Origin of the sequence: Synechococcus sp. A15-127, from assembly GCF_014280215.1 — a bacterium.
GTDB lineage: Bacteria > Cyanobacteriota > Cyanobacteriia > PCC-6307 > Cyanobiaceae > Parasynechococcus.
In genome coordinates this window covers 681,952-707,157 of the sequence record NZ_CP047948.1, presented here as the reverse complement: position 1 = coordinate 707,157, position 25,206 = coordinate 681,952, and the positions used below count along the sequence as shown (strand labels likewise).

Below are 25,206 nucleotides of genomic sequence, written 5' to 3'. Positions count from 1 at the left end.
AATCCAAGGATCCCGGTTCTAGTGGATCCGGCGCTCCATCCAAGGTTCAATCCACCGCCATCTCCATCACTTCGCTGAATCGAATTTTCACCTTTTCGCGAAAGCCCACCACATCCAAACGGCGCGTCATCAACGCGGCTCCAAGGAAACAGACCATCTGCAGGGCAAACACCCCGCCATAGGCTCCAAAAAGATCCCCGCCATTCCAGGCTTGGAACAAGGTGAGCAGCCCGCCTCCACTGATCGTGGCCAGACCGCAGGAATAGGCATAGCCCGCTCCCCAGAGGCCCAGGAGAAAGCCCGTGCGCCCGGGTTCCACAAAACTGAACATCAAGGTGAGGCAGGCATTCATGCACACCCCAAGCGACAGTCCAAACAAGCCAACGGCAGCCCGCAACAGGGGGATCGACTGATCAGCCCCGGCCCACAGCATCAGCATCAAGGCCAGTGCTGCCAGCACCGCCCCCACCCGGGCCGTGCGGATGTTGCCGACGCGCTCAATCAACCAGAAGCCACTGAGCCCCAAGCCACCAAAGAAACCCAGGGCAATCAACACATTCAGCGATGTGGTGGCACAGACACTCATGCCAAAGACGGCGGCGCCGTAGGGCTCCAGCACCACATCGTTGAGGAACATGCTGAAGGTGAACAGGCACAGCACCCCAAGGAAACGACCGGCCTGAGGGATGGACCGAAGTTTCAAGAGCATTTGGGGCAAAGCCAACCTCTGGGGAACATCGGGGGTTGCTGACCCCACAGGCGCTATCAAGTCTGTGGTGCGGCGTTCCACGCCGAACACCGACGCCACCCCCAGCCCCAGCAGCACGAAGGGCGTCACCACCGACAGACGCTGCAGCCCGGCCAGAACAGCGGTGCGGCTGGCATCGGCCGCACATGCACTGCCGAACACCTGATTCACCAGAACACTGCCCAGCAACACCCCCAGAAGACGCATCCCCCACACCACCGACAGCACCTGCGGCCGCTCGGCTTCTGTGGTGCGATCAGCGATCAAGGCCGAAAACGCTGTTCCACCAGCGGCAATCGCCGTGCCAATCGCCACGAAGACAAGGATCAACAGGCCAATCAGCAGCGCATTGAGATCACCGCCGGAGGTCTCCATGCTGGTCGCCAACCGCAGCACAAGCTGGCAAGCCACACCGAACAACAGAGCAATCGCCAACGAGCTGATCACGATGAAGGGTGTACGCCGCAGCCGGCTTGGGGGGATGCGATCGGAGCGGTGGCCGAACCAGACGCGGGTGAACCCCATCAGCTGCTGACCACCGACGGCCAACGCCGCCAGCACCGCCGGCAGCTGGATGTCTTGAATCAACAAACGGTTCAGCAGTCCCAGGATCAGGACGCCGAGGATTCCAAGACTGAGCTGGAACAACCCCAGGCGGAGAGCGAGACGGATTCGACCCACAAGAATGCGCCCTTAGCACATCCACTCTTTCAAAAAGGGCCGGATCTTGCGTTCTTTCCCGATCAGTTGTCGCTCAGCTTGATGTCGCGCAGACGCTCATCGATGGACGCCAGCAGTTCGATGGCAAACATCGGGGCCTCCTGAACCGCGAAAAGGAACTTCTCACGGTTCATTTCGATGAGGCGGCAATCAGAGGTCGCGGTCGCCGTACCCAGACGCTGGTGATCCCTCATCACCAGCGCGCCCGCGCCGAACACGTGACCGGTGGGAATGTCTTCATGGCCCTGGGTGCCGCTTTCGCCGATCCAGGTGAGACGGACACATCCCTCCAACAGGCCATACATGGTGGATCCTGTGTCTCCAGTGGAGAACAACACCTCACCGGCCTTGAGGGTGATCACCTCGCCTTTGCTGGCGAGCGCAAGCATGGTGTCGAGGGCGTGCATGGAAGTCATCGTCACCAACGAAGTTTGGTGATCACAGATGAAGGAGAGGTAATGCCCCTCCCTGCTTCCCTGCCATGGCTCAGGCGGCGGTCAAGGAAAGCGCAGCACCGAAACCCTGACGCACATCCTCCTGGGAGATCAGACCATCGTGATCCTGATCCAGTGCATCAAAGACGGCATCACTGCCGAGCCACTCGTCCCGGGTGATGCTGCCGTCGCCGTTCATGTCGTTGAGCATGAAGATCTCCTGAACGGCATGACCGAAGGCCTTGCCTCCCTCCAGTTCAGCGAGGCGATGGGCGAGCTGATGCTCAAGCGTCTCGATGGCCTTGCTGAAGCCTTTGATGCCTTCGCCCAGTTTGTCCGACGCCATTCGATCGTCCTTCATCATCGCGTCGAAACGCTCACGATCCACATGGATCTGCTCTTCGGCGCTCACAGGATTGGATCCATCAAGTTTGCGGGTCAGTGCCGCGTCGCTCTCACGCAGTTGATCCAGCAGCTTGGGAGAAATGGTGAGCAGATCGCATCCGGCAAGTTCCGTGATCTCATCGAGATTCCGGAAACTGGCTCCCATCACCTCGGTCTCATAGCCGTAGGTCTTGAAGTAGTTGAAAATGCGGGTCACTGAGATGACACCAGGATCTTCCGGGCCCGGATAGGAATCACGACCGGTGTCGGCCTTGAACCAGTCGAGGATGCGACCGACAAACGGGGAGATCAGGGTGACACCCGCCTCGGCGCAGGCCACGGCCTGACCGAAGCCGAACAGCAGAGTGAGATTGCAGTGGATGCCGTCTTTCTCAAGGACTTCAGCAGCCTTGATGCCCTCCCAGGTGGAGGCGATCTTGATCAGAACGCGCTCGTTGCTGATACCAGCATCGTTGTACAGGCGGATCAGCTTGCGGCCCTTTTCAACCGTGGCATCCGTGTCGTAACTCAGGCGGGCATCCACCTCGGTGGACACGCGGCCGGGAACGATCTTGAGAATCTCTTTGCCGAAGATGACGCTGATCTCGTCGAGAGCCTCATGCACCACATCCTCGACGGGGGCATTATCTCCGATCAGCTTGCGGGATGAGCGCAGCGCCTCATCGATCAGATTCTGATAAGCGGGTATCTGGGCGGCAGCGAGAATGAGGGATGGGTTGGTGGTGGCGTCGCGGGGAGTGAATTTACGGATCGCCTCCAGATCTCCTGTATCTGCCACCACGACCGTCATCGCGGAGAGCTGCTCAAGCAAGCTGGCCATTGTGGAAAAAGGCTCTTCTGTTCGTAACGTAGCGGCGTTTTCTAAGCCGTCAGCCGTTGACGGTCTTGTTCAATTCTGCAGGTTTTGAAGGTGTGATTTTCTCCACAACCAGCAGTGCATCAATGATCTGCTTGGCCACGGGAACGGCCACGGTTGAGCCGTAGGCATTGTCCCCCTGGGGTTCGTCGATCAACACCAGAACGACGTAACGAGGGGACTCGATCGGCAGGGTGGCCACAAAGCTGCAGATCTTCGCTCCAGGCAGATAAACGCCGTTGAGAGCTTTCTGCGCTGTTCCGGTCTTGCCGCCGATCCGATAGCCGGGGGTCTTCACCCCCTTGCCGCTGCCCTTGTCCACCACCGATTCCATCCAGCTCAGAACCGTACGGGTGATCTCAGGCTTCAGCAGTTGCTGCCCCCCCGGCGAGGCAGCCGGGGCGAGGGCCTCACCGGAGCGGAAGCCCCGGGTGATGTGGGGACTGACCAGACGACCGCCGTTGGCCAGCACCCCATGCAGCTGGGTCAGCTTGAGCGGCGTCAGGGAAAACCCCTGTCCGAAGGCGCTGGTCGCCGGTTCGATCGGATGCGTTATGAACTGCTTCTTCGTCTTCAGCTGTCCGGCCACCGCTCCCGGCAGATCGGTATCCGGTCTCCGGTCGATTCCGAGACGGTTCATCCAATCCCAGTAGACACCGTCATCGAGTCGGCGCATGGCCTGCACCATTCCGACGTTGCTGGACACCTGCAGCAAGGTGGCGAAATCCACCAGGCCGTTGGCTCGCTTGTCGTGGTTGTTGATCGGCCAGCCACCGATCTTCAACTGACCCACGTCATGCACCCGCTCGTCCGGCCTAATGGCACCTTCCTGAAGAGCGAGCGCCAGATTGATCGGTTTGAAGGTCGAGCCGGGCTCGTAGAGATCCTGGACAGACCATTCCCGGAATCGACCGGGATCAAAGCTCCAGTAGCGATTGGGGTCGTACGTGGGTGTGGAGGCGAGCACCAGCAGCTCTCCGTTGGCGACATCCATGACGATGGCTGCCCCTTTCTGCGCCTTCCACTTCGCCACCTGCTCCGACAGAGCCTTGACGGCCAGTTCCTGAAGACGGCTATCAAGGGTGAGCTGCAGGCGCAGATCATCTCCGTAGAACACACCCGGAGCCAGATCGTCGGGGAGGGGTGTTCCGTCAGCACCCCGCCGCATGCTGCGGGCCTGCTCATGACGCATCAGCTCCTCATCACGGCTCTGCTCGAGCCCTGCCTGGGGGACGCGCTCGTCGTTGAGAAACCCGACCACGTTGGCGAACAACGAGCCCTGTGGATAGATCCGCTGCGGATAAGCCTCAAGGTCCAGACCGCTGATGCCCAAGGATCGGATCCGTGCAGCCGTCTCGGGATCCAGGCCTTCAGCAAGCCGGATACCCGAGGGTCGCTGAGCCATCTCGGCCTCAAGGCGACTGGCCGGAACAGCGATCATGGACGACAACAGCTCCGCCACATCCGCAGCGGGACGGATGTGGTTCGGGTCATCTCCGGGGAGGTTGAAGTAACGCGGGTGAGCCCATAGACGGAATCGCTTCTCATCCATGGCCACCAGACGGCCGGTGCGATCGACGATCGGACGGCGCTGACCGAGCGGCTGGGTGCGCTGGGTCTGCAGGCGGCGGGCACGGGATTCAAGAGCATCGGTCTGCACCAGTTGCAGCCAGGCCATCCGTCCGGCCAGGCCGACCAGACCGGCACTGAGCAGCAGAAACACCATCCAGAGACGTCTGGACGGCACCTTCTCAAGCGGGACCACCCGGGAACGGCCTCGACGCCGGGACCTGGAGGGCGTCGCGGAAGCCTGGGACGTTGCATCCATCAGTAGCCGGCGCGGATCCGCTGGTCGATCAGATCATCCAAGACAGGCAGAAGTTGTTGACTCTCGGGTTTGGCGACCGACGATTCCGGACGTTTCAGATACACCAGATTGGCCACCTTGGTGGGAACGAGGCTGGAGGGACGGGCCGTGCGTCTCAGGAGATGCTGTTCCAGCTGCGCCGTGGATTCCGTCAGCCGATGGGACAACGAGCGGGTTCCCTCCAACCGTTGAAAGGAAAGCGTCCAGCGATGCTGCCAGTGCAGAGTCAGGCCTGACAGCACTGCCGCGGCCGTGATCACGCCGAGCAGAGTTCCATCCGCGAGGCGATGAAGACCGCCGAGAACCGGCGATCGACGCGACACCCGTCCTGATGACAGAGACCCGTGAATCAGCTCGAGAGCCCTGGAGGTCTGTCGCTGTTCCGGAGCGGCAACCACCGTGGGCACAGTCGAATAGGCCAGTGAACCACCCGCAGAGGCCGGCCGCAAGACTCAGAGAAGCAGGAGATTCAGGAAGGTGATGCCGTTCCAGAGAGCGTGCATCAGCACGCAGGGGAGCAGGCGTCCGCCTCGAAGGCGCAGCAGACCGAGACCGATTCCGAGAACCGTCAGCGGAGCCAGTTCACCGATGCTCAGATGAGCAAGCGCAAACACCAGCGCGCTGAGCAGCACAGCGGTACCGGATCCAACCCGGCTTGCCAGAACGGGAAGCAGCGTCCCGCGGAAAATCACCTCCTCGAAAAGCGGCGCCAGCACCACGGCCGTCAGCAGCAGCAGAAGCAGCGCCAGAGGATCACGACTGCCGAGGACCAGTTCCAGCAATGGATTGCTGCCACCGGGATCTCCGACCAGCTTCACCACCAGCCAACCGGCCAGGGTCACCACCGGAGTCACCATCAACCATCCGGAGGCAGCCAGGCGAAGAGCCGAGGCAGGAGGATGCAGCCCCCATTGCAGCCAGCCTCCGGATGGACTGCGTTGCGGATCCAGGGCACGGAGCTGACGCCGCAGGATCAACAGACTCGGCAGGGCCATCAGGCTGTAGTTGATCACCACTCCGACGGCTTCCCGACGGGGACTGGCCAGAGCCGAGGTGAGGGCTCCGACCAGCGGCAGAGCCAGCAGCGGCATGGCCACGGCACTGATGACGACAAACCCGCCGGCGACAAGAAGGATCATGTCGATCAGCGTCAGCTCAGGCCCCTCAAGAGAGGGCGAAGGCTGCTGTTGTCCCCGCAACAGACTCCATCCCTGCTGGAGCAGCAGCAGGCTCCCCAGGAGCACCATGACCAGTGGCAGCGTGGCGCTGAGGGTCAGCCGCAGAGCCGCTCCAGAAGCGATCTGCTGATCCAGGCAGAGCGCCTCTGATGCATCTGGCTCGGCTTCGCAGGCCAGCAGCTGAAGGAGCGGATCATCCGATGCCCGCGCAGCTGCGATGTCCGCATCCTCGGAACCCTGCAGCAGTTTCAGCAACTGCGTCTGGCGTGAGCTGCGCCGACTCTCTGGACTGTCCCGCAAGGCCTGGAGCAGAACCTGCCTTGGCGCCTCCCCCATCAACACCGGGCGCAACGCCGAAGGCACGGCTGGCTCCGCCAGCACACTGAGCTCCTGCTGCTGAAGAGTCAGGACCGGCGCAACCGATGGCCGACTGAGGCTGTCGATCAGCCCGGTGACCCAGATCGCTGTGGCCAGCACCAGGGAGAGAATGGCCAGGAGTGTTTTCCAGCGGGGCTCAACCGGGCGGGGAGAACTGGACGACACCACGTCGGCTCGACTACACCCGATTGTCCTCCGGCGGGGCTTGCCCCATACGATGGCCGCGCTTTGTTGCAGCACGGTGCCCCTCCGCCTTCTCCTCGTCCGCCACGGTCTGAGCAGTTTCAACCAGGAGCGCCGCATTCAGGGGCGTGATGACCTCTCCAACCTCACCGAAGAGGGTCATGAACAGGCCAGGGCACTGGGGGAATCGCTCTCGGAGGTTCCTTTTGATGCCGTCTACAGCTCACGCCTGCGCCGGGCAGCATCCACCACTGCGTCCCTGCTGGAGGCCCGCGGTGGCACAGCACCGGAGCCGGTGTTCGACGACGGTCTGCTGGAGGTGGATCTGGAACCCTGGTCGGGGATGGCCATCGATGAGCTGACCGAGCGGTATCCGGAGGCTTACGCCACCTGGAAGCGACGGCCGCTCGAACTGGAACTGGAGCGGAGGGATGGTCGCCGCTACCGCCCCCTCCCTGACTTGATGCAGCAGGCCGAGCACTTCGTGGCAGGGCTGCTGAAGCGACATCCACTCGAGACCGACGCCACGGTGCTGGTCGTTGCCCATAACGCCATCCTTCGCTGTCTGATGCTCACCCTGCTGGGGGAGCCTGAGAACGGATTCCGCCGGCTGAGAGTGGACAACACCTCGCTCTCGGTCTTCAACCTCATGGCTGGAGAGTCTCGCCCTCAGGTGCAGATCGAGTGCCTGAACAGCACCACCCATCTCTCTCCGCTTCCTGCCAAGGGCAAGGGGGCCCGGCTCATCCTTGTGCGTCATGGGGAGACGGACTGGAACAAGGAAGGACGTTTCCAGGGGCAGATCGACATCCCTCTGAATGAGCACGGACGCAGCCAGGCAGCTGCAGCCCGAGACTTTCTCAGAACCGTCAGGATCGACCGGGCCTGGAGCAGCACCCTGTCGCGGCCGACCGAAACGGCTGAAATCATTCTGGAAGCCCATCCCGGCGTCGCCCTCACCCAGACCGACGGGCTCGTGGAAATCGGCCACGGCCAGTGGGAGGGCAAGCTCGAGTCCGAGATCCGAGCCGACTGGTCGGACCTGCTCGACACCTGGAAACAAACTCCGGAAACGGTTCAGATGCCTGACGGCGAAACGATTCAGGATGTCTGGGCCCGCTCGGTCCGCAGCTGGGGGGAGATCGCAACCTCCCTGGAGGCGGAGGACACCGCTCTGGTGGTGGCCCATGACGCCGTCAACAAAACCATCCTCTGTGATCTGCTCGGCCTGACGCCGGCGGACATCTGGGCGGTGAAGCAGGGCAATGGCGGTGTGACGGTGGTCGACATCGCAACGGATCCGGGCCAGCCTGCAGTGGTGACCTGTCTCAATCTCACCTCCCACTTCGGGAGTGTGCTCGACCGGACCGCGGCAGGCGCGCTCTGATGCCATGAACGACACCCTGTTGCTGGATCCGATCCGGATCCTGCAAGGTCCGGATCGGCCGGTCCGGGACGGGGCCGTTCTGCTGGAATCCGGCGTCATCCAGGGATTTGATCAGGCGGCTCGGGAGAGAGCCAACCAGCTGGGCGTGACCGCCACGGAGGCCTCCGGCCAGCTGATCGCCCCATGCCTGGTGGATCCCCACTCCGTGCTGGAGTCTCCATTCAGCGGCCGTGCGGAAACCCTCGACAGCCTGCGCCGCTGTGCTGCCGCAGCCGGGTACGGCCAGGTGGCGCTGCTGCCGCGGAGCCCGACCTGGCGCGATTCGCCGGAACGGTTGATCGGTTTCCGCGACCATGACCCGCGGGAGGTGACCATCCATCTCTGGGGTGGCTTCAGCCGGGGCGGTGCCGGAACCGAACTCGCGTCCCATGGTGATCTGCTTGATCTGGGGGCCATCGGTCTTGCTGATGACGATGCGCTGATTCCTCTGGCGCTGTTGGAACGTGGGTTGCTGCTGGGAGAGATGGGATCGGCACCGGTGCTGGTCGCTCCCCGTGATCCCGCCCTGCAGGGGGATGGCATGGTGCGGGAAGGCGTTGAGACCCTGCGGGCAGGTTGGGCACCGGATCCGGAAACCAGCGAGACCCTGCCCCTGAGACAGCTGTTGGCCCTGCATCAGCGGCACCCGGAACGGCAGCTGCGTCTGATGAACGTGTCCACGGCGGCTGCCGTGGAGTCCCTCCGCGCTGATGCGCTGCCCCCTCTCACCAGCGTCTGCTGGTGGCACCTGCTGGCGGATCGCGGGGATCTTCCCGGAGGGGATGCCAGCTGGCGGGTGCACCCATCGCTGGGAGGCGCCGCCGACCGCGAAGCGCTGCAGCAGGCCTTGAGCGAGCAGCTCATCCGAGCCGTCTCGGTGCATGCCGTTCCGATGGATGCGGAGGACATGCTGCTCCCGCCGGATCAGCGTCCCCCAGGGCTGAGCGGGCATCACCTGGTGCTTCCGGCACTCTGGGATGCCTTGGTTCGCAACGGCGATTTCAGCCTCGAACAACTCTGGCAGGGGCTCAGCTTCGGTCCCTCCGCTCTGATCGATCAGCCTCCCGAAGCGCTCGCTATCGGAAGCCGACGCTGGCTGCTGTTCGACCCTGAACAGACCTGGCAGGTCCGCCAGGATGATGCTGCGGCTCCGATGGCCGCGAACCTGGCTCTGCTGAATCGTGAGATGCGTGGCAGGGTCACCGCCTGCGGGCTCAGTCGCTGAGTCCCCCCAATCGGTTGAGAGGCCAGAACCGGATCACGGCTCTGCCGAGAATCTCGTTTTCCGGCAGGAATGGGCCACCGGGCCAGAAGCGCCCGTCCCAGCTGTTTTGCCGGTTGTCTCCCAGCACGAGCACCGACGCGTCCGGCACGGTGGTGTCGATGGTGCGACAGGGACTCATCCCCTGTTCGTTGACCGCACAGAAACGCTGGACATAGGGCTCTTCGAGCGGCTCCCCGTTCAGGATGACCTCACCACTGGGGCTGACCACAACACGGTCGCCGGCCACGGCGACCACCCGTTTGATGTAGGCATCACAGGCGGGGTTCGCCAGTCCGGGAATGAAGCTCACCAGAGGCAGGTTCACCAGAATGCAGCGGAGCGGAGAGGGCCTCTGGGGAGACCGCAGAGCGGGGTCGAATGCATAGGGAGAGTTGAACACGACGATCTCTCCCCGTCTGGGGGGCCGGGTCCGGAAGGTCAGCTTCTCCACCAGAAGCCGGTCCTGGATCTGCAGTCCGGGAAGCATCGAACCGGACGGGATGTAGCGAGCCTCCACCACCATCTGTCGGATCCCCAGATACAACGCCAGAGTGAACAGCACCGGTGCCCAGAAATCCCAAAAAGGGTGGGTTTTCGTGCCTTGTTGATGAGCCCTGTCGCCTTCGTTGGAGTTCGATCGACGCTCCTGCTTCTGATCGCCTGCCAACGGATCACTTCTCTGTGAATCTGCACCACGATAGAAGGAGTGTGACGAGCCCACTTCACGGGCCGCACTTCGTACCCCCATGGTTCGCCCCCGCTGGCAAGGGTTCAAGCTCCACCACCGCGCCAGAGCCTGGCGGCGCTGGGACCAGGCGCTCGCGTTGTTGGCTGCAGCGAATCTTGCCTGGGTGATTTTCGACGCCACCTATCTGCCGCTGCGCAACTTCTGGCTGCAGCGCAACCTCTATCCGCTGCCCTCCGTGCCGCTGGCGGTGCCGTTGCCCTGGCTGCCGGACATCACGCCGTTCTACGACCCGATCAAGGGCATCGAACCCCATCGGGACACCCAGGCCTACGTGAGGCATTTCCAGGACCTGGACAGGCTCGCCGTGGAGCGGGGAACCGCAGACCCGGAGGTGAAGCGTCTGTTTCAGGAACAGGCGCGGCTGACCACGGAGATGATCACCACGAATCCGTTCCTGAATTCGGGCAATGCCGGCGCCCTGGAAAAGATCAAATCCCAGCTCCGCACCCGCGCCGGGGTGGATTCCGCTCAGCAGTCAGCGGATTTCTTGCTCAGCGACCGACACCTGAGCCAGTCGGACTGGGCTGTCGAGCGGCAGTTCTGGACCGTCAAGATCCTGCCGCTGGTGCAGGTCAACACCTGGCGCAGCATTGATGCCAACGGTCAACCCACGGATCTGAGCTGGCGGATCGACACCCCGTTCCGGCTGCTGTTCCTGTTCGACATCCTGCTCCGGACCCTGCGGCTGAAACGGCGTTACCCGGCGATTCGCTGGCGTGACGCCCTGCTGCGGCGATGGATCGACCTGCCGCTGCTGCTTCCCTTCGCACGCCTGCTGCGGGTGGTGCCCGTCACCGAACGCCTGTCGAGGGCGGGATTGATTCAACTGGAACCGCTGCGAGCGGTGATCAGTCGGGGCGTCGTGGCCCTGCTGGCGCTGGAGCTGTTCGAGGTGATCACCGTGCGGGTGGTGGATGCCGCTCAGCAGGTGATCCGCTCTCCGCAGCTCCCTCAACGGGTCCGCAGCTTCTGCAGCTACCAGTCAACCGATGTGAACGAACAACGGGAACTCGCGGAGCTGGCACGACTCTGGCTGCCACTTCTGCTCACACAGGTGGGCCCGAATCTGCGCCCCCAGCTGGTGGCTCTGCTGAGCCACCTGCTGCAGCGGAGCATGGAGCGCTCGGTCCGGCCGGAGGCCCTCAGAGGTCTGCCGGCCCTGCAGCGCGCGGAAAGCGAACTGAGCCTTCAGCTGGCCGGTGGTCTGGTCGACTCACTGATCGATGTCTCCAGAGGAGCCGGGGGACGCATCGGACAAAAGGATCCCGTGCTCGATTCCCTCAGCACACAAACCCTGGATCGCTTCTGGGAGGAACTGGCCAGGGTCCTCGATCAGGGACCCATCCTGGAGCGCAGCCAGGACCTGCTCGCTTCACTGCTGGAGGATCTCAAACGCTCCAGCTTCAGTCAGCTGCGCGATCAGGGCGGCGTCGATGCATTGATCAGCGAACTGGATGGTCTGAACTTCAACCGGACAGAGTCTTCGACCAGACCTCAGGCTTGAAGCCCACCAGCACGGTCCCGTCAGGACAGATCACGAACGGTCTCTTGATCAGCTTCCCATCGCTGGACAGAGCTTCGAGGGCCTCCGCATCGCTCATGGCCTTGACTGCTGCAGCCCCGAGAGCGCGGTAACTCTGGCCACTCGTGTTGAACAGAGCCTTGCGGCCCAATTGGTCCATGGCGTGAGCCAGATCAGCTGCCAGAGGAGGGTCCGACGTGATGTCGAAGAGATCATGATCCTGGCCACGGTCCTGCAACCAGGCCAAAGCACGACGGCAGGTGCTGCAGCGGTTGTAGCTCCAGACCCGGAGGCGGTCGGACAAGATCAGCGCCCGAACAGGGATTTGACAGCGCCGATCAGGCTGTTGGAGCCGCGACCCACCCCATCGGATGGGCGGGTGCGGACGGTGACGTCCCCATTGACGGTGGTGCGGCAGCTGAGGCGGAAATTGGCCGGACGATCCGCCAGGTACACCTCCTCGACATCGCTGCGCGGGGACAGATTCGAGGCACCCTCGACAACTTCCATCACGCAGGTGCCGCACTGACCGACACCGCTGCAGTTGTTGAGGTTGTTGAGGCCGTTGTAGGGATTGATGCCGGCATCGAGAGCCGCCTTGCGGAGATTCGCCCCTTCAATGCACCCAACCTGCTGGCTTTCCTGCTCAAAACGGATGGTGGGCACGGGTCGTACGAAGTCTCAGGTGCGCACCAACCTACAAGCATCTCGCCGCAGCGATGCAGGCGTCGAGCAGCGGTTGAACCGCATCGACGTCCCGCCAGCCGTCGATCGTGACGACTCGGCCCTCAAAATTCTTATAAGTGCGGAAGAATTCCGAGACATCCTCAAGCTGGGATGGCGCGATCTGCCGGATGCTTCGGATGGTCCGCTGACGTGGATCCGCCTCAGGCACGCAGAGCAGCTTGGCGTCGTACGCCCCCCGGTCATGGAGATCCAAGAGGCCGATCGGACGAGCCTTGATCAGGCATCCTGCAAACGTGGGCTCCGCCATGATCACCATGGCATCCAGAGGTGAGCCGTCCTCGGCGAGCGTGTTGGGGATGAAGCCGTAATCGAAGGGGTAACGGACCGAGGAATGCAGCACACGGTCGAGTGCCATCACCCCTGCTTCAGCGGAATATTCGTATTTGTTGCGGCTACCAGCCGGGATCTCCACCAGCAGATTGACCAGCCCTGGTGAGGGAGAAGGGGGAAGGGGGCGGAGATCCATCGCGTTGCTGGGCGGTGGGCGTCAACCCAGACCATCCGGAGGAACGATCGGTGATGACTGCAGCGAGAGGGGCGCCGACACTAGAGAGAGCGATGATCAGGCCGATCAGGGCCGTGACAGGGGGGCCCGGACTGAAAGGGTCTTCGCTCTCTGAAGTCGAGGACGAATCGTCCTGGTGATGGAATGCCGGATCAGTGGCCATGTCGTTGGGTTGGCCGGAGCCAAACCCTCATCTCGTCACAGGGTGAATGTCGTCATTCTGTCACCGACCCCAGGCTCATGCAGCAGGCCGATCCTGACGATCGCGCCTGGCATCGAGATCGGATGGCGGCTGCGACAGGCCCTCAAGGTGGGATCGGATTCCCTTGAGCTCCTCGAGGATGGAACCGAGCATCTGCTGTGTCGCGGTGGAGGGTGAGTTCAGAACCTCGACAGTGACCTCCTTGATCCGCAAAACATCCTTGGCGAAACGCGCCACCTCGTTGGGATGAAACAGCAGCGGATCCTTCTGATCACTGCGGTATTCAGGATTGAGCTTGCGGGGATTGAAGGGGGGATTCAGGTTCCGTGGGTCGGTGTTGGTGTACCGGTAAACAGAAGCCCTGGAACGGTTCAGTGATTTCTGAACATCATCGATGCCGACGAGAGCATCACTCTGCGCCGCAGTTGCTGCAACATCCCCGACGATTTCAACCGATTGTTGAATTTGCGACGCAACAGATTCAACCGACCGAGGAAACATGAGATAACCCTTGGACAGCCTGGAATGGTGCGACCGTAGCAGCCGAGACTCATGTCGCACACGGGTTTTCAAGCGAGACGGACACTTAAGTGATCGGCACCTGTTCGGATCGGTGATAACTTTTCGCCGACTTCAGGGATCGATCATGCGCGTCTCCGGCCTGATGTTGGTGACGCTCAGGGATGTTCCCTCCGAAGCGGAGATCACATCTCACCAACTGCTTCTTCGGGCGGGCTACATCCGGCGTGTCGGATCCGGCATTTATGCGTATCTGCCTCTGATGTGGAGGGTCCTGCAGCGGATCACAGCCATCGTCCGGGAGGAGATGAACAGAGCTGGTGCTCTGGAATCGCTGCTCCCGCAGCTGCATCCGGCTGAACTGTGGCAACGCAGCGGGCGCTGGCAGGGCTACACCGCCGGCGAGGGGATCATGTTTCACCTCGAGGACCGCCAGGGTCGCCAGCTGGGACTGGGTCCCACCCACGAAGAGGTGATCACGAGCCTTGCCGGCGATCTGCTCCGGTCCTACCGACAGCTGCCGGTGAACCTGTATCAGATCCAGACCAAGTTCCGGGACGAGATCCGCCCTCGCTTCGGGCTCATGCGCGGACGCGAATTCATCATGAAAGACGCGTACTCCTTCCATGCGGATGAGGCGGATCTTCGGGCCACCTACGAGCGCATGGATCAGGCCTACCGACGGATCTTCGAGCGCTGCGGTCTTGAGGCCGTTCCCGTAGATGCCGACAGTGGCGCGATCGGAGGAGCCGCGTCCCAGGAGTTCATGGTGACGGCGGATGCCGGTGAAGATCTGATTCTGATCAGCGACGACGGGTTGTATTCCGCCAACCAGGAGAAGGCGGTCTCGCTGCCGTCCCCGGCAGTACCGCTTCAGACGGCTGAGATGGCACTGGTGAAAACCCCAGGCCAGACCAGCATCGCGGCCGTCTGCGAGACGCAGGGCTGGCACCCCTCACAGATGGTCAAAGTGCTGCTGATGGTGGCGAGGCTCGAGGACGGAGAGGAGCAACCCGTTCTGCTGAGCCTCCGGGGTGATCAGGAGCTCAATGACGTGAAACTCATCAACGCCCTGACCGTTGAACTGGGTTCAGGAGTGCTGGACTGCCGGAGCATCACAACGGAGGACATCAGCCGCCAGGGCTTGAGCGGGATCCCCTTCGGATCGATCGGTCCGGATCTGGACGATGCGCTGCTGTCCCCGGCCTCGAGCTGGAGAACGCGCTTCCTGCGCCTTGCCGACGCAACGGCCACGACCCTGGACAGCTTCTGCTGCGGAGCCAATCAGCCGGACATGCATCGCAGCCATTGCACCTGGGCTGAGCTGGGAGGCACACCAGCGGCCGTCGACCTGCGCACCGCCAGAGCGGGCGAAGCCTGTGTGCACAGCCCCGAGGCACGACTGGAGGCAAGGCGGGGCATCGAAGTCGGGCACATCTTTCAGCTCGGACGCAAGTACTCCACAGCGCTGGAGAGCCGTTTCACAAACGAGGCTGGGCAGGAGGAACCCTTCTGGATGGGGTGTTACGGCATCGGGATCTCCCGCCTTGCCCAGGCCGCCGTCGAACAGCATCACGACGAGGCCGGCATCTGCTGGCCGGAAGCGATAGCACCCTTCGAGGCGATCGTGGTGGTGGCCAACATCCAGGATGAGGGCCAGGCCGCCCTTGGCACGCAGCTCTACGACAGCCTCCTGGAAGCAGGTGTCGACGCACTTCTGGATGACCGCCGCGAGCGGGCAGGTGTGAAATTCAAGGATGCGGATCTGATCGGAATCCCCTGGCGAATCGTGGTGGGACGCGATGCGGCGGACGGATTGGTGGAACTGGTTCAGCGCCGTGGACGGCAGGTGAGCAAGCTTCACCACAGCGAAGCCCTCAGTGCTCTGATCAGCGCCATTCGCCCTTAAAGTCCCACCCATTCACAACGGATCGATGCTCTCCGCCCTGGCACGTCTGCTGAAGCCTCTCTCCCGAGTGACCATCGCCCTCGGATTGTCTCTCTGCCTGCTTCTAAGCGCCTGCAGCGGAGATGCAGAAACCCGTCTCAGCGGTGACTACGTCGAGGACACCGTCGCGGTCTCCCGCAGCCTGCTCGAGGTGATCGATCTGCCGCAAGATGCCGAAGGACATGCCGAGGCCGAAGTCGAGGCCCGAGCACTGATCAACGACTACATGTCGCGCTACAGGCCGAAGTCCAGGGTGAATGGCTTGACCTCCTTCACCACCATGCAGACCGCTCTCAACTCACTGGCCGGTCACTATGCGGGCTACGCCAACCGTCCCCTCCCGGAGGACCTGCACGACCGCATCGCCAAGGAACTCACCAAGGCAGAACGTTCCGCCGTCCGCGGCAGCTGATCCTTCAGGCTTCACCTCTTTGACGGCCGGACACCACATCTGAGAGACTCCCAGATTGTGCAGATTCGCGGCTTCGGGCCGCAGTGTCCTTGGCCAACGTTGTCGTCATCGGAGCTCAGTGGGGTGACGAGGGGAAAGGCAAGATCACCGATCTTCTGAGCCGGTCCGCTGATGTCGTCGTTCGCTATCAGGGCGGCGTCAACGCAGGCCACACGATCGTTGTTGATGAGCGCGTTCTCAAGCTGCATCTGATCCCTTCCGGGATTCTCTATCCAGACACCATCTGCCTGATCGGCTCAGGGACCGTGGTCGACCCGAGAGTGATGCTCGGCGAACTCGAGATGCTGAAGGAGAACGATATCGACATCTCTGGGCTGCAACTGGCCTCGACAGCTCACGTGACGATGCCCTATCACCGCCTGCTGGATCAGGCGATGGAGAAGCAGCGCGGTGCCCGTCGGATCGGCACCACCGGGCGCGGCATCGGCCCCACCTATGCCGACAAGTCCCAGCGCAGCGGGATCAGGGTGATCGATCTTCTGGACGAACAGCGGCTCAGGGAGCGTCTGGAAGGGCCGTTGCAGGAGAAGAATCAGCTCCTCGAGACGATCTACGCGGTGGAGCCCCTGGATGCCGACGCTGTGATCAGCGAGTACCTCGACTACGGCCGCAGATTGTCCCCCCATGTGGTCGACTGCACCCGCGCCATCCACAAGGCCGCCCGCGAACGCAAGAACATTCTCTTCGAGGGTGCCCAGGGAACCCTCCTGGACCTTGATCACGGCACCTATCCCTACGTCACCTCCTCGAACCCGGTCTCCGGAGGTGCCTGCATTGGTGCTGGGGTGGGACCCACCCTGATCGACAGGGTCATCGGTGTTGCCAAGGCGTACACCACCCGAGTCGGGGAAGGGCCTTTCCCGACCGAACTGAGCGGCAGCCTGAACGACCAGCTGACGGAACGCGGTGGTGAATTCGGAACCACCACCGGCCGGCGCCGGCGGTGCGGCTGGTTCGACGGGGTGATCGGTCGCTATGCCGTTCAGGTGAACGGTCTTGATTGCCTCGCCGTCACCAAGCTGGATGTGCTGGATGAACTGGATGCGATTCAGGTCTGCGTGGCCTACGAGCTGGATGGCGAACGGATCGATCACTTCCCCAGCAGCTCCGACGACTTCGCCCGTTGCCAGCCCATCTTCGAGACCTTGCCTGGATGGCAGTGCTCCACCGAGGACTGCCGCAAACTTGAGGATCTGCCCGAGGCAGCAATGGCCTATCTGCGCTTCCTCGCGGATCTGATGGAGGTGCCGATCGCCATCGTCTCCCTCGGCGCCAGCCGTGACCAAACCATCGTGGTGGAGGATCCGATCCATGGTCCGAAGCGGGCTCTGCTCAGCGCCTGATCACGACGGGAGGCCATACTGCGGGCCTTCAACCGCTTCTCCATGGCTCCCGACGCCCGCTTCCCCAGCTCCTGCAGCCTTGACGTGGTGGGAATCGGCAACGCCATCGTTGACGTGCTGGTTCAGACCGACGACAGCTTCCTGAACGCCCATGGCCTGCAGAAAGGCGGCATGGCCCTGATCGATGAGCAGCAGGCGGAGGCGCTCTACAAAGCGAGTGGCCCAGGACTCGAGACCTCCGGTGGCTCCGTTGCCAACACCATGGTGGGGATCGCTCAGCTGGGAGGGCGGGCCGGATTCATCGGCCGCGTCCGCGACGACCAACTCGGAACGATCTTCAGCCACGACATCCGTGCTGTTGGCACCCGTTTCGACACCCCATCAGCCACCAGCGGCGCCACGACGGCTCGCTGTCTGATCTACGTGACTCCGGATGCGGAGCGCACGATGTGCACCTTCCTCGGCGCCTCAACCCAGCTGGAGCCGGACGATCTGGATCTGTCGATGGTGCGTGAGACCAAGGTGCTCTACCTCGAGGGTTATCTCTGGGACAGCCCTGCCGCCAAACGCGCTTTCATCGCAGCAGCAGAAGCCTGCCGCGAAGCGGGTGGTCAGGTGGCTCTCTCACTCTCCGACGGCTTCTGCGTCGATCGCCATCGCGACAGTTTCCTGGAGCTGGTGAACGGTCATGTGGATGTGCTGTTCGCCAATGAGACGGAGATCCTGTCGCTCTATGAGACCGCCGATCTCGCTGGTGCCCTGGACCGGGTGCGCAGCTGCTGCTCGACCGTCGCCATCACCCGCGGAGCAGACGGTTCGGTGGTGATGAGCGGTGACCAGCGCTGGGACATCGGCATCTTCGGACTGGGAGATCTGCTCGACACCACCGGAGCCGGCGATCTCTATGCCGGCGGTTTCCTGCACGCTTACACCCAGGGGGAGTCGCTGGAGCGCTGCGGTCAGCTGGGAGCCCTCTGCGCCGGGCAGATCGTCACCCAGCTGGGGGCCCGCTCTCAGGTGTCTCTGAAACAGCTGGCGGCAGCGCATCTGAACTGACCACATCCCGTGCCCAGGCGCCATAGGCGGGCGATGTCTCCACCTGCCAGCTGACCCATTCCGGGGTGTCGTAGCTGTGCAGCTCCGTCAGAGCGTGACGCAGCGGCTCAAGACAGGCCTCGCTGGTCTTGAGCAGAAGCTGCACTTCGTTGTCGCGCGTCAGCTCCCCCTGCCAGTGGAACAGGGAATGGATCGGCGTGAGACTGACGCAGGCCACCAGTCGGCGTTTCAGCAGCGCCTCCGCCAGTGTCCCGGCCCGATCGGCATCCGCCTCGGTGGTGAGTACCAGCCAGATCGCTGATGGATCAGCCATGGGCGATGCGCTCCAGCAGAGCCGACTCACTGGGAACAGTCTCCACCTGAGCAGCCGTGGGCGGTCGCCGCAGCAGCCACAGCTGCAACCCCTGCTCAAGGGCGATCCGGCGCCAGAGCCGCTCCGTGACCCCGCCGGATTGACGGCAGAGCACATCGGTGATCGCCCAGTGCCGGCAAAGCGCCTGCTCGATGCATCCGGCTGGTTCCCCCTGAAGCGGTCTCAACACAGCCAGATGCCCCTGGGGCAGATCCGCTGCCAGGGCACCCCGGAGTCCAGCGGCCGAGGGCAGGGTCCTGGCGAAGACCTCCGCTCCACTGATCCGTGCAAGCCGAGCAGCCGCGGCCAGATGGCGTCCGCCGATGGCCAGCATCAGCCGACGCCCCTGCAGAGTGAGACCGCTCAGATCATCGATCCCTTGCAGGACCGTGGCAGAGCCTCCGGTCTCAAGCGGACGCTCCAGCCGCAGCAGCGGCTGCCCAAGACCGCCGCAGACCTGCTCCAGATCAGCGCTGATCTGCGTGGCGAAGGGATGGGTGGCATCCACCACCCATCGGAACGGACCCCGCTCCCCCACGAAAGCGGCGATCGCAGCTTCCCCCTGGAGGGCACCGACGGCGAGCGACTCCAACCCCAGCGATGCGTAAGCCCGTGCCGCCGATGGCGTCACAACGCTGACCTGCACCCGCCAGCCCCGCTTGATCAGCGCAGCCGCGAGACGCGGCCCCTCCCCGGTTCCGGCAAGAAGCCAGAGCTGATCCTGGCGATTCCCGCAGCTGTGCATCAGGATGGCTCTCATCGCTGAACAGGGCCATGAACCACTGCGTGCTCGAAGTGGAGGTGATCGAAGCACCGACGGTTCGCTACACCCAGGACAACCAGACACCGATTGCCGAAATGGCCGTTCGGTTCGATCCGCTGCGTGCCGATGATCCCCCGGGTGAACTCAAGGTCGTGGGCTGGGGCAACCTCGCCCAGGATCTTCAGAACCGTGTGCAGGTGGGCCAGCGCCTTGTGCTGGAAGGTCGGCTGAGGATGAACACCGTCCCCAGACAGGACGGCATGAAGGAGAAACGGGCGGAATTCACACTCGCGCGCCTGCATCCCGTCGGCGGCCAGACGCCAGGCCCTGCTCCCGAGACGGCTCCGGCCAGCCGTGAGGCACCTGCCGCACCCGTCAGAGCGAAACAGCCCGAACCTGAAACGACCAGCTGGAATTCCGCTCCTCTGGTGCCGGACACCGACGAGATCCCCTTCTGATCTCACCGACCTCCGTTCTCCTCCTGCAGTTCACTGGCTCGGGTGAGCATCTGACCGAGTTCCCGTTCCAGGGCAGCCAGATCCAGCCGTAGATCAGGCCAGCGACCGCTGTCGATCTGCTGCAGGAGCAGGGCCCGATCAGCATCCAGAAGCTGCAGCAGTTCCCGGAGATCCGGGGACGGGGTCTCACTCACGATCGTCCACAGCGGTGACCTCTCCATCCTGATGGGCGGGACGTCACAATGACGAACACTCAGGCCTGTCCATGAAAGACCTCCTCTCCCCAGGCAGCCTGGTCACGGTGGCCGGAGGCGTGCTCACGGTGGTCGGCGCCGTCGCCTACGGCACAGGTAACGCCAACCTGAGCCTGCCCACGATTTTCTACGGCATTCCGATCCTGCTCGGGGGGCTTGCTTTGAAGTCCTCAGAGCTGCCGCCGGCCCGCCGGGTCACTCCCAAGGCCGCGCTGAAGAACGAACGCGAGCAGGCGGCCCCGGAGCTGACGAAGCTGCTGTCGGATGTGACCCGATGGCGATATGGACAGAAAGCCCATCTCGAGTCATCCCTTGAGGCTCTCAAGCTTTGGGATGAGGACAACCCACCGCAACTCGAAGAGATCGAGGAACTGAACGAAGAAGGGGGCTACGGACTGCGACTTCGCTTCCAGCTCGGTGCGATACCACTTGAGCGCTGGCAGTCACGCCAGGACCGTCTCAGTCGCTTCTTTTCGAAGGGGCTGCATGCCGAGCTGACCCCTCTCGACAACGACCGCCTCGATCTGCGTCTGCTACCGGTTGTCGATGGCTGATTCCAAGCAGTCCGGGGATGACGCCCTGAGGGTGTCCGTCCTGAGCGAGGCCCTGCCGTACATCCAGCATTTCGCTGGCCGACGGATCGTGGTGAAGTACGGGGGCGCCGCCATGGCCCACGCCGAGTTGCGCGATGCCGTGTTCAGGGATCTGGCGCTGCTGGCCTGCGTGGGAGTCCAGCCGGTGGTGGTCCACGGTGGTGGGCCCGAAATCAATCAATGGCTGAAGCGCCTGGAGATCCCAGCGGAATTCCGTGACGGCCTTCGTGTCACCGATGCCGACACCATGGATGTGGTGGAGATGGTGCTGGTCGGGCGCGTCAACAAGCAGATCGTCAATGGTCTCAACCGGCTCGGTGCCCGCGCAGTCGGCCTGAGCGGCAGCGACGGCGGTCTCGTGGAAGCGAGGCCCTGGGGGGATGGCAGCCACGGGCTGGTGGGTGACGTGGCCCGCGTCAACCCCGATGTGCTCGAGCCCCTGCTGGAGCGCGGCTACGTCCCGGTGATCTCCAGCGTCGCCGCCACTCCTGAAGACGGCAAGGCCCACAACATCAATGCGGACACGGTGGCGGGAGAGGTTGCCGCAGCCCTGGAGGCCGAGAAGCTGGTGCTGCTCACTGACACACCAGGCATCCTGCGGGATCGGTCGGATCCGGCGTCCCTGATCCGCCAACTGCGGCTGTCGGAGGCGCGCCAGCTGATCCATGACGGTGTGGTGGCCGGCGGCATGACGCCCAAAACGGAGTGCTGCATCCGAGCTCTCGCCCAGGGTGTCGCGGCGGCGCACATCATCGACGGCCGCGTCGCTCATGCTCTGCTGCTGGAGGTTTTCACCGATGCCGGCATCGGCACGATGGTGGTGGGACGCGGCTGACCGGTGAGCTCCCCGACCGAACCGCTGGATCTGCGTGCCGCCGAAGCAGCACTGGAACGTGGCGATTACGGCCAATGCCTGGAGCTGCTGGCTCCTGTGGCGGAGTCCCATCCGCTTCCGGATGCCCATGGAGCCCGGGTCAGGCTGCTGATGGTCACCGCCTGGATGGGTCAGGGCAACGACAGCGAGGCCATCGCCACCTGCCGCCTGCTGACTCGCCGCGGCGACCCTGAACTCCGTCAGCAGGCCAAGCAGTTGCTGACGATTCTGGAGGCCCCGGCACTCACCAGACCGGAAAGCTGGTCCATGCGACTTCCCCAGCTGGAGATGTCTGCCACCGGCAGCCGCGCCTCCTCGACCGTTCGGCGACGCAAGCGCCGCCCACCCCCACCACCGCCGCCACCGACAGGACCGACCCAGGCACCGGCCCTCGGCTTCGCCGCGCTGGTGACAGCCGTGCTTCTCGGGCTGACCCTTCTGCTCAGCGGCTGCATCCGCATCGAGGCGGACCTCACCATCCCAGGGCCGGATCGGATCGCCCTGAGCTGGCAGGTGCAGAGTGGCAATGGTCGGCTGCTGCCCTGGCAGAGCCGTTTCGAGGAGAAGCTGCATGACGACCTGCCCCAGCTTCAGGTGAGTCACCCTGGACCTGGCGCGCAGCGCATCGTCTCCGCTGCTCAACCCATGCGGATCGTGAGCTCAGAGCTGGAGCGGATGGTTCAGCTCGCCGCGGAATCCGCCGGGCTGGAGTTGCCATCACCAAGCCTGACGCTGCGGGAGCGCAACTGGATTGTTGGCGTGCAGCAGACCCTGGTCCTGGATCTGGATCTGTCGACCCTTCCGGAGATCCCTGATCTGGAGATCCTGGTGAACATGAACGAGGGCAGCACCCTGCACAGGCTCCACGGCGGTGAGCGCATGACCGCTGAACGTCACAACTGGAGCTGGAGCGGACTGGGTCTGGGCAGCATCGCTGTCGCCTTGCTGCTGTTGCTGAGCCTGCTCCTGCAGGGAATCCGCCGGAATCTGGGATTCGGCTTCCCTGAACTGCCGTCCTGATCAGAGATCCAGAGGATCCGGATCAACCGCCAGGGCCACTCCCTGTGGCAGTCCCTCCCATAGCGCTTCACCGGAAGGCAAAGGCAACGGTGATCCCGCCGGCCCGTGCATCAACAGCTGCCAGCGACTGCGACCGGCCACCCGTGCCACAGGCGCCGGAGCCGGACCCACCAGCCACCAACCCTGGGAGGAACAGAGAGGCCGAATGCGCTCCGCAAGCACCGTCGCGGCCGTGGCCGTGGCCGTGGCCGACTCTCCGGACAGACGCAACAGACAGGCGCGACTGAAAGGCACCAGTCCAGCTTCGCGGCGCAGCTGGATTTCCTGGGCCAGAAAATCCTCGTAACGCCCATCCACCAGATGACGGATCACCGGATGCTCCGGTGAATAGGTCTGCACCAGCACCTGCCCCGGGCGCTCGCCACGACCGGCACGCCCCGCCAGCTGGAGCAGCAGCTGCAACGCCTGCTCGCCCGCCCGTAGATCGGGGCGGTGCAGCAGGCCGTCGGCCGCGAGCACTGCGGCCAGGGTGACCCGGGGGAGATCCATCCCCTTGGCCAGCATCTGAGTTCCGATCAGCACATCTGCCTCCCCGGCCGCGAAGCGGTCCAGAAGACGGCGGTGTCCATCGCGACCACCGGTGGAATCACGATCGAAGCGCAGCAACCGCAGATCCTCCAGCTCCTCTGCTAGCAGCTCGAGCACCCGCTGGGTCCCAGCACCGAAGGGCTTGAACGCTGTCGAACCGCAGTGGGTGCAGCGGGTTTCGATCTCAGCCCGGTGATCGCACCAGTGACAGCGAAGCCACTGACGTCCTCCATGGCCACGATGCACGGTGAGCGCCACATCGCAGTGGGGGCACTGCACCACTTCACCGCAGCTGCGACAACCGAGAAACGGGCTGTAACCACGGCGCGGCACCAGCACAACGGCTTGCTCGCCCCGCTCCGGCAGTTGCTGGAGCCGTTCCATCAGAGGCCGGCTGATCAGGCGGCGATGTCCTTCCGCCAGTTCGTGCCGCATGTCGACCACATGCACCGGAGGCAGGGGCTGCTCGGAAATACGGCGCCGTAGACAGGCCAGGGTGAGAGGCCCGTCGGGGCTCAGCTGCACCCAGCTGTCCAGCGATGGTGTGGCACTGCCCAGCACCACACGCCCCCCGCAGCGCGAAACCCGGTCCATGGCGAGATCACGGGCGTGGTAACAGGGCATTGGGGAGTCCTGCTTGTAGGAGCTGTCGTGCTCCTCATCCAGCACCACGAGTCCGAGAGGATCCAGGGGCATGAACATCGCGGAACGGGTTCCCACCACCACCAAGGACTGGTCCGGCTGAAGACAGCGCTGCCAGGCCCGCAGGCGTTCACGGTCCCGGCAGCCGCTGTGATACTCGAGGACCCGGGCTCCGAAGCGCCGGCGACAGCGATCTACGAGCTGTGGGATCAGTCCGATCTCCGGTGTGAGCAGCAGAACATGCCGACCCGCCGCCAGCTCTGCAGCGGCGAGCTGCAGATACACCTCGGTCTTTCCTGAGCCCGTGATGCCCCAGAGCAGCAATCCCTTGCCTGGAGCCAGTGCCTGGTACGCCACCACCACCGCCTGCTGTTCCTCGGTGAGAACTCGGGGGGACTCGAGGTGTGGGGGGGACGACAGCTCTGCGTCGGCTGATGGCTGACGCTGTTCGCGTTCGATGCAGCCTTTGCGGACGAGCGCTGCCACAACAGCGCCACTGAATCCGGCCGCCTCGACACCCCGCTGCCACGACCCTCCGCCCTGACGATCCAGATACGCGAGCAGATCCTGCTGTCGTTGGGTGAGATCCGGCAGCGGCTGAGCCGTCGTTCTCTGCAGCCACCACAGTCGACGACCGGAGCGAACGGCCGAGGCCCGGGCCTGGCCGAGCCACCCCGCGGGGAGAGCAGCCTTGAGCATCCGGAACGCACTGAGGTGACATCGCTCAGCGACGCCATCGAGCCATTGCCTCCAGTCGGTGGGAACAGCCGCGCGCTGCAGCAGAGCCTCAACCGGCTGAAGCACAGCCTGCCTGTCTGCAGGTATCGCCTGGACGGGGCATCCCACCACCAGCCCGTGCATCGTCCGATTGCGCAGCGGGACTCTCACCAGATCGCCCGGCTGCAGACGCAAGTCAGGATCAGCCCGATAGGTGAAGACACGGCCCTCGCGACCGGCCTCCAGCCAAACGTCGACCGGCTGACCGTCAGCTGACAGGATGTTGCACGGATCGGAAATCTTCATTAACATGAATGAGTTGGTGCGTTTTGACCAACACCTGCCCTTGACCCAGCGGGAAGACACGCAGTCTGAAGCCAGGACAACCTTCCTGCAGCTCCAGCCGGTCTGAGACCACCCCGGG

26 protein-coding genes are annotated in these 25,206 nt (G+C 63.6%); 11 read left to right on the top strand and 15 right to left on the bottom strand.

Annotated elements, in window-relative coordinates:
- Positions 1–46: 46 nt before the first annotated feature.
- The 6 genes from SynA15127_RS03630 to SynA15127_RS03605 all read right to left on the bottom strand — a co-directional run bounded on the left by SynA15127_RS03630 (position 47) and on the right by SynA15127_RS03605 (position 6,751).
- A complete protein-coding gene (locus SynA15127_RS03630) occupies positions 47–1,429 on the bottom strand; it encodes an MFS transporter (RefSeq protein ID WP_186485039.1) in 1,383 nt (460 codons plus the stop codon).
- 62 nt (positions 1,430–1,491) lie between these two features.
- Entirely contained in the window at positions 1,492–1,875 is a 384-nt protein-coding gene (locus tag SynA15127_RS03625; protein WP_186485556.1) for a Crp/Fnr family transcriptional regulator, read from the bottom strand.
- 79 nt (positions 1,876–1,954) lie between these two features.
- The gene (locus SynA15127_RS03620; protein WP_186485038.1) at positions 1,955–3,127 is read right to left on the bottom strand and encodes a transaldolase; all 1,173 of its coding nucleotides are present in this window, start codon (positions 3,125–3,127) and stop codon (positions 1,955–1,957) included.
- Positions 3,128–3,176: 49 nt separating this feature from the next.
- Positions 3,177–4,991 carry a penicillin-binding protein 2 gene (locus SynA15127_RS03615; RefSeq protein ID WP_186485037.1) on the bottom strand — a complete coding sequence of 605 codons (1,815 nt, stop codon included), beginning with the start codon at positions 4,989–4,991 and terminating at the stop codon, positions 3,177–3,179.
- Positions 4,991–5,479, bottom strand: a complete 489-nt coding sequence (locus SynA15127_RS03610; RefSeq protein WP_370594014.1) for a hypothetical protein — start codon at positions 5,477–5,479, stop codon at positions 4,991–4,993. The genes SynA15127_RS03615 and SynA15127_RS03610 overlap by 1 nt, the downstream gene beginning before the upstream one ends.
- Positions 5,480–5,482: 3 nt before the next feature.
- A complete protein-coding gene (locus SynA15127_RS03605) occupies positions 5,483–6,751 on the bottom strand; it encodes a CPBP family intramembrane glutamic endopeptidase (RefSeq protein ID WP_255475563.1) in 1,269 nt (422 codons plus the stop codon).
- A 76-nt stretch (positions 6,752–6,827) separates the two neighbouring features.
- Between SynA15127_RS03605 and SynA15127_RS03600 the strand changes: the two genes are divergently transcribed.
- Together SynA15127_RS03600 and SynA15127_RS03595 are read left to right on the top strand one after the other, a co-directional pair.
- Positions 6,828–8,156, top strand: a complete 1,329-nt coding sequence (locus tag SynA15127_RS03600) for a histidine phosphatase family protein (RefSeq protein ID WP_186485035.1) — start codon at positions 6,828–6,830, stop codon at positions 8,154–8,156.
- Between the two features lie 4 nt (positions 8,157–8,160).
- The gene (locus SynA15127_RS03595; protein ID WP_186485034.1) at positions 8,161–9,420 is read left to right on the top strand and encodes a dihydroorotase; all 1,260 of its coding nucleotides are present in this window, start codon (positions 8,161–8,163) and stop codon (positions 9,418–9,420) included.
- Here the strand turns inward: SynA15127_RS03595 and lepB are convergent.
- Complete coding sequence (lepB, locus tag SynA15127_RS03590; protein ID WP_186485033.1) at positions 9,410–10,207, bottom strand: signal peptidase I; 798 nt, start codon at positions 10,205–10,207, stop codon at positions 9,410–9,412. The two genes, SynA15127_RS03595 and lepB, sit on opposite strands and share 11 nt — an antisense overlap.
- Here lepB and SynA15127_RS03585 point away from each other — a divergent pair.
- Entirely contained in the window at positions 10,206–11,711 is a 1,506-nt protein-coding gene (locus SynA15127_RS03585) for a hypothetical protein (RefSeq protein ID WP_186485032.1), read from the top strand. The genes lepB and SynA15127_RS03585 overlap by 2 nt on opposite strands.
- Here the strand turns inward: SynA15127_RS03585 and SynA15127_RS03580 are convergent.
- The 4 genes from SynA15127_RS03580 to SynA15127_RS03565 form a co-directional block, all read right to left on the bottom strand.
- Entirely contained in the window at positions 11,674–12,033 is a 360-nt protein-coding gene (locus SynA15127_RS03580) for an arsenate reductase family protein (RefSeq protein ID WP_186485031.1), read from the bottom strand. The genes SynA15127_RS03585 and SynA15127_RS03580 overlap by 38 nt on opposite strands.
- 2 nt (positions 12,034–12,035) lie before the next feature.
- Positions 12,036–12,395, bottom strand: a complete 360-nt coding sequence (locus tag SynA15127_RS03575) for a 2Fe-2S iron-sulfur cluster-binding protein (protein WP_186485030.1) — start codon at positions 12,393–12,395, stop codon at positions 12,036–12,038.
- 31 nt (positions 12,396–12,426) lie between these two features.
- On the bottom strand, positions 12,427–12,942 hold the full coding sequence (locus SynA15127_RS03570; protein WP_043695633.1) for an inorganic diphosphatase: 516 nt from the start codon (positions 12,940–12,942) through the stop codon (positions 12,427–12,429).
- Between the two features lie 277 nt (positions 12,943–13,219).
- Positions 13,220–13,684, bottom strand: a complete 465-nt coding sequence (locus tag SynA15127_RS03565) for a hypothetical protein (RefSeq protein WP_043695630.1) — start codon at positions 13,682–13,684, stop codon at positions 13,220–13,222.
- 145 nt (positions 13,685–13,829) lie between these two features.
- Between SynA15127_RS03565 and SynA15127_RS03560 the strand changes: the two genes are divergently transcribed.
- The 4 genes from SynA15127_RS03560 (at position 13,830) to SynA15127_RS03545 (ending at position 18,521) form a co-directional block, all read left to right on the top strand.
- Positions 13,830–15,611 carry a proline--tRNA ligase gene (locus tag SynA15127_RS03560; protein WP_186485029.1) on the top strand — a complete coding sequence of 594 codons (1,782 nt, stop codon included), beginning with the start codon at positions 13,830–13,832 and terminating at the stop codon, positions 15,609–15,611.
- 25 nt (positions 15,612–15,636) lie between these two features.
- Complete coding sequence (gene psb27, locus SynA15127_RS03555; RefSeq protein ID WP_186485028.1) at positions 15,637–16,062, top strand: photosystem II protein Psb27; 426 nt, start codon at positions 15,637–15,639, stop codon at positions 16,060–16,062.
- A gap of 83 nt (positions 16,063–16,145) precedes the next feature.
- On the top strand, positions 16,146–17,465 hold the full coding sequence (locus tag SynA15127_RS03550; protein WP_186485027.1) for an adenylosuccinate synthase: 1,320 nt from the start codon (positions 16,146–16,148) through the stop codon (positions 17,463–17,465).
- Positions 17,466–17,507: 42 nt separating this feature from the next.
- A complete protein-coding gene (locus tag SynA15127_RS03545) occupies positions 17,508–18,521 on the top strand; it encodes an adenosine kinase (RefSeq protein WP_186485026.1) in 1,014 nt (337 codons plus the stop codon).
- On the opposite strand, the gene cutA is transcribed toward SynA15127_RS03545, so the two are convergent.
- Complete coding sequence (cutA, locus tag SynA15127_RS03540; protein ID WP_186485025.1) at positions 18,457–18,834, bottom strand: divalent-cation tolerance protein CutA; 378 nt, start codon at positions 18,832–18,834, stop codon at positions 18,457–18,459. The genes SynA15127_RS03545 and cutA overlap by 65 nt on opposite strands.
- Positions 18,827–19,633 carry a precorrin-6A/cobalt-precorrin-6A reductase gene (locus tag SynA15127_RS03535; RefSeq protein ID WP_255475562.1) on the bottom strand — a complete coding sequence of 269 codons (807 nt, stop codon included), beginning with the start codon at positions 19,631–19,633 and terminating at the stop codon, positions 18,827–18,829. Before SynA15127_RS03535 ends, cutA begins: the two co-directional genes overlap by 8 nt.
- A 14-nt stretch (positions 19,634–19,647) precedes the next feature.
- Here SynA15127_RS03535 and SynA15127_RS03530 point away from each other — a divergent pair, with 14 nt between their 5' ends.
- The gene (locus SynA15127_RS03530; RefSeq protein ID WP_186485024.1) at positions 19,648–20,094 is read left to right on the top strand and encodes a single-stranded DNA-binding protein; all 447 of its coding nucleotides are present in this window, start codon (positions 19,648–19,650) and stop codon (positions 20,092–20,094) included.
- 2 nt (positions 20,095–20,096) lie between these two features.
- On the opposite strand, the gene SynA15127_RS03525 is transcribed toward SynA15127_RS03530, so the two are convergent.
- The gene (locus tag SynA15127_RS03525) at positions 20,097–20,291 is read right to left on the bottom strand and encodes a hypothetical protein (RefSeq protein ID WP_043697443.1); all 195 of its coding nucleotides are present in this window, start codon (positions 20,289–20,291) and stop codon (positions 20,097–20,099) included.
- Between the two features lie 68 nt (positions 20,292–20,359).
- Here SynA15127_RS03525 and SynA15127_RS03520 point away from each other — a divergent pair, with 68 nt between their 5' ends.
- Genes SynA15127_RS03520 through SynA15127_RS03510 form a run of 3 tightly spaced genes read left to right on the top strand, consistent with a single transcriptional unit; the run spans position 20,360 to position 22,835 of the window.
- A complete protein-coding gene (locus SynA15127_RS03520; RefSeq protein ID WP_186485022.1) occupies positions 20,360–20,902 on the top strand; it encodes a DUF2854 domain-containing protein in 543 nt (180 codons plus the stop codon).
- A complete protein-coding gene (gene argB, locus SynA15127_RS03515; RefSeq protein ID WP_186485021.1) occupies positions 20,895–21,776 on the top strand; it encodes an acetylglutamate kinase in 882 nt (293 codons plus the stop codon). Before SynA15127_RS03520 ends, argB begins: the two co-directional genes overlap by 8 nt.
- A 3-nt stretch (positions 21,777–21,779) precedes the next feature.
- Entirely contained in the window at positions 21,780–22,835 is a 1,056-nt protein-coding gene (locus SynA15127_RS03510) for a DUF3153 domain-containing protein (protein ID WP_186485020.1), read from the top strand.
- Here the strand turns inward: SynA15127_RS03510 and priA are convergent, their stop codons facing one another.
- Positions 22,836–25,088, bottom strand: a complete 2,253-nt coding sequence (gene priA / locus SynA15127_RS03505; RefSeq protein ID WP_186485019.1) for a primosomal protein N' — start codon at positions 25,086–25,088, stop codon at positions 22,836–22,838.
- Positions 25,089–25,206 lie beyond the last annotated feature (118 nt).

Bases quoted from the DNA above. Each gene is read 5' to 3' on its own strand.
- SynA15127_RS03625 (WP_186485556.1), bottom strand. From the start codon at position 1,875: ATGCACGCCCTCGACACCATGCTTGCGCTCGCCAGCAAAGGCGAGGTG.
- SynA15127_RS03620 (WP_186485038.1), bottom strand. From the start codon at position 3,127: ATGGCCAGCTTGCTTGAGCAGCTCTCCGCGATGACGGTCGTGGTGGCA.
- SynA15127_RS03615 (WP_186485037.1), bottom strand. From the start codon at position 4,991: ATGGATGCAACGTCCCAGGCTTCCGCGACGCCCTCCAGGTCCCGGCGT.
- SynA15127_RS03595 (WP_186485034.1), top strand. From the start codon at position 8,161: ATGAACGACACCCTGTTGCTGGATCCGATCCGGATCCTGCAAGGTCCG.
- SynA15127_RS03585 (WP_186485032.1), top strand. From the start codon at position 10,206: ATGGTTCGCCCCCGCTGGCAAGGGTTCAAGCTCCACCACCGCGCCAGA.
- lepB (WP_186485033.1), bottom strand. From the start codon at position 10,207: ATGGGGGTACGAAGTGCGGCCCGTGAAGTGGGCTCGTCACACTCCTTC.
- SynA15127_RS03570 (WP_043695633.1), bottom strand. From the start codon at position 12,942: ATGGATCTCCGCCCCCTTCCCCCTTCTCCCTCACCAGGGCTGGTCAAT.
- SynA15127_RS03565 (WP_043695630.1), bottom strand. From the start codon at position 13,684: ATGTTTCCTCGGTCGGTTGAATCTGTTGCGTCGCAAATTCAACAATCG.
- SynA15127_RS03560 (WP_186485029.1), top strand. From the start codon at position 13,830: ATGCGCGTCTCCGGCCTGATGTTGGTGACGCTCAGGGATGTTCCCTCC.
- psb27 (WP_186485028.1), top strand. From the start codon at position 15,637: ATGCTCTCCGCCCTGGCACGTCTGCTGAAGCCTCTCTCCCGAGTGACC.
- SynA15127_RS03545 (WP_186485026.1), top strand. From the start codon at position 17,508: ATGGCTCCCGACGCCCGCTTCCCCAGCTCCTGCAGCCTTGACGTGGTG.
- cutA (WP_186485025.1), bottom strand. From the start codon at position 18,834: ATGGCTGATCCATCAGCGATCTGGCTGGTACTCACCACCGAGGCGGAT.
- SynA15127_RS03535 (WP_255475562.1), bottom strand. From the start codon at position 19,633: ATGAGAGCCATCCTGATGCACAGCTGCGGGAATCGCCAGGATCAGCTC.
- SynA15127_RS03530 (WP_186485024.1), top strand. From the start codon at position 19,648: ATGAACCACTGCGTGCTCGAAGTGGAGGTGATCGAAGCACCGACGGTT.
- SynA15127_RS03520 (WP_186485022.1), top strand. From the start codon at position 20,360: ATGAAAGACCTCCTCTCCCCAGGCAGCCTGGTCACGGTGGCCGGAGGC.
- argB (WP_186485021.1), top strand. From the start codon at position 20,895: ATGGCTGATTCCAAGCAGTCCGGGGATGACGCCCTGAGGGTGTCCGTC.
- priA (WP_186485019.1), bottom strand. From the start codon at position 25,088: ATGAAGATTTCCGATCCGTGCAACATCCTGTCAGCTGACGGTCAGCCG.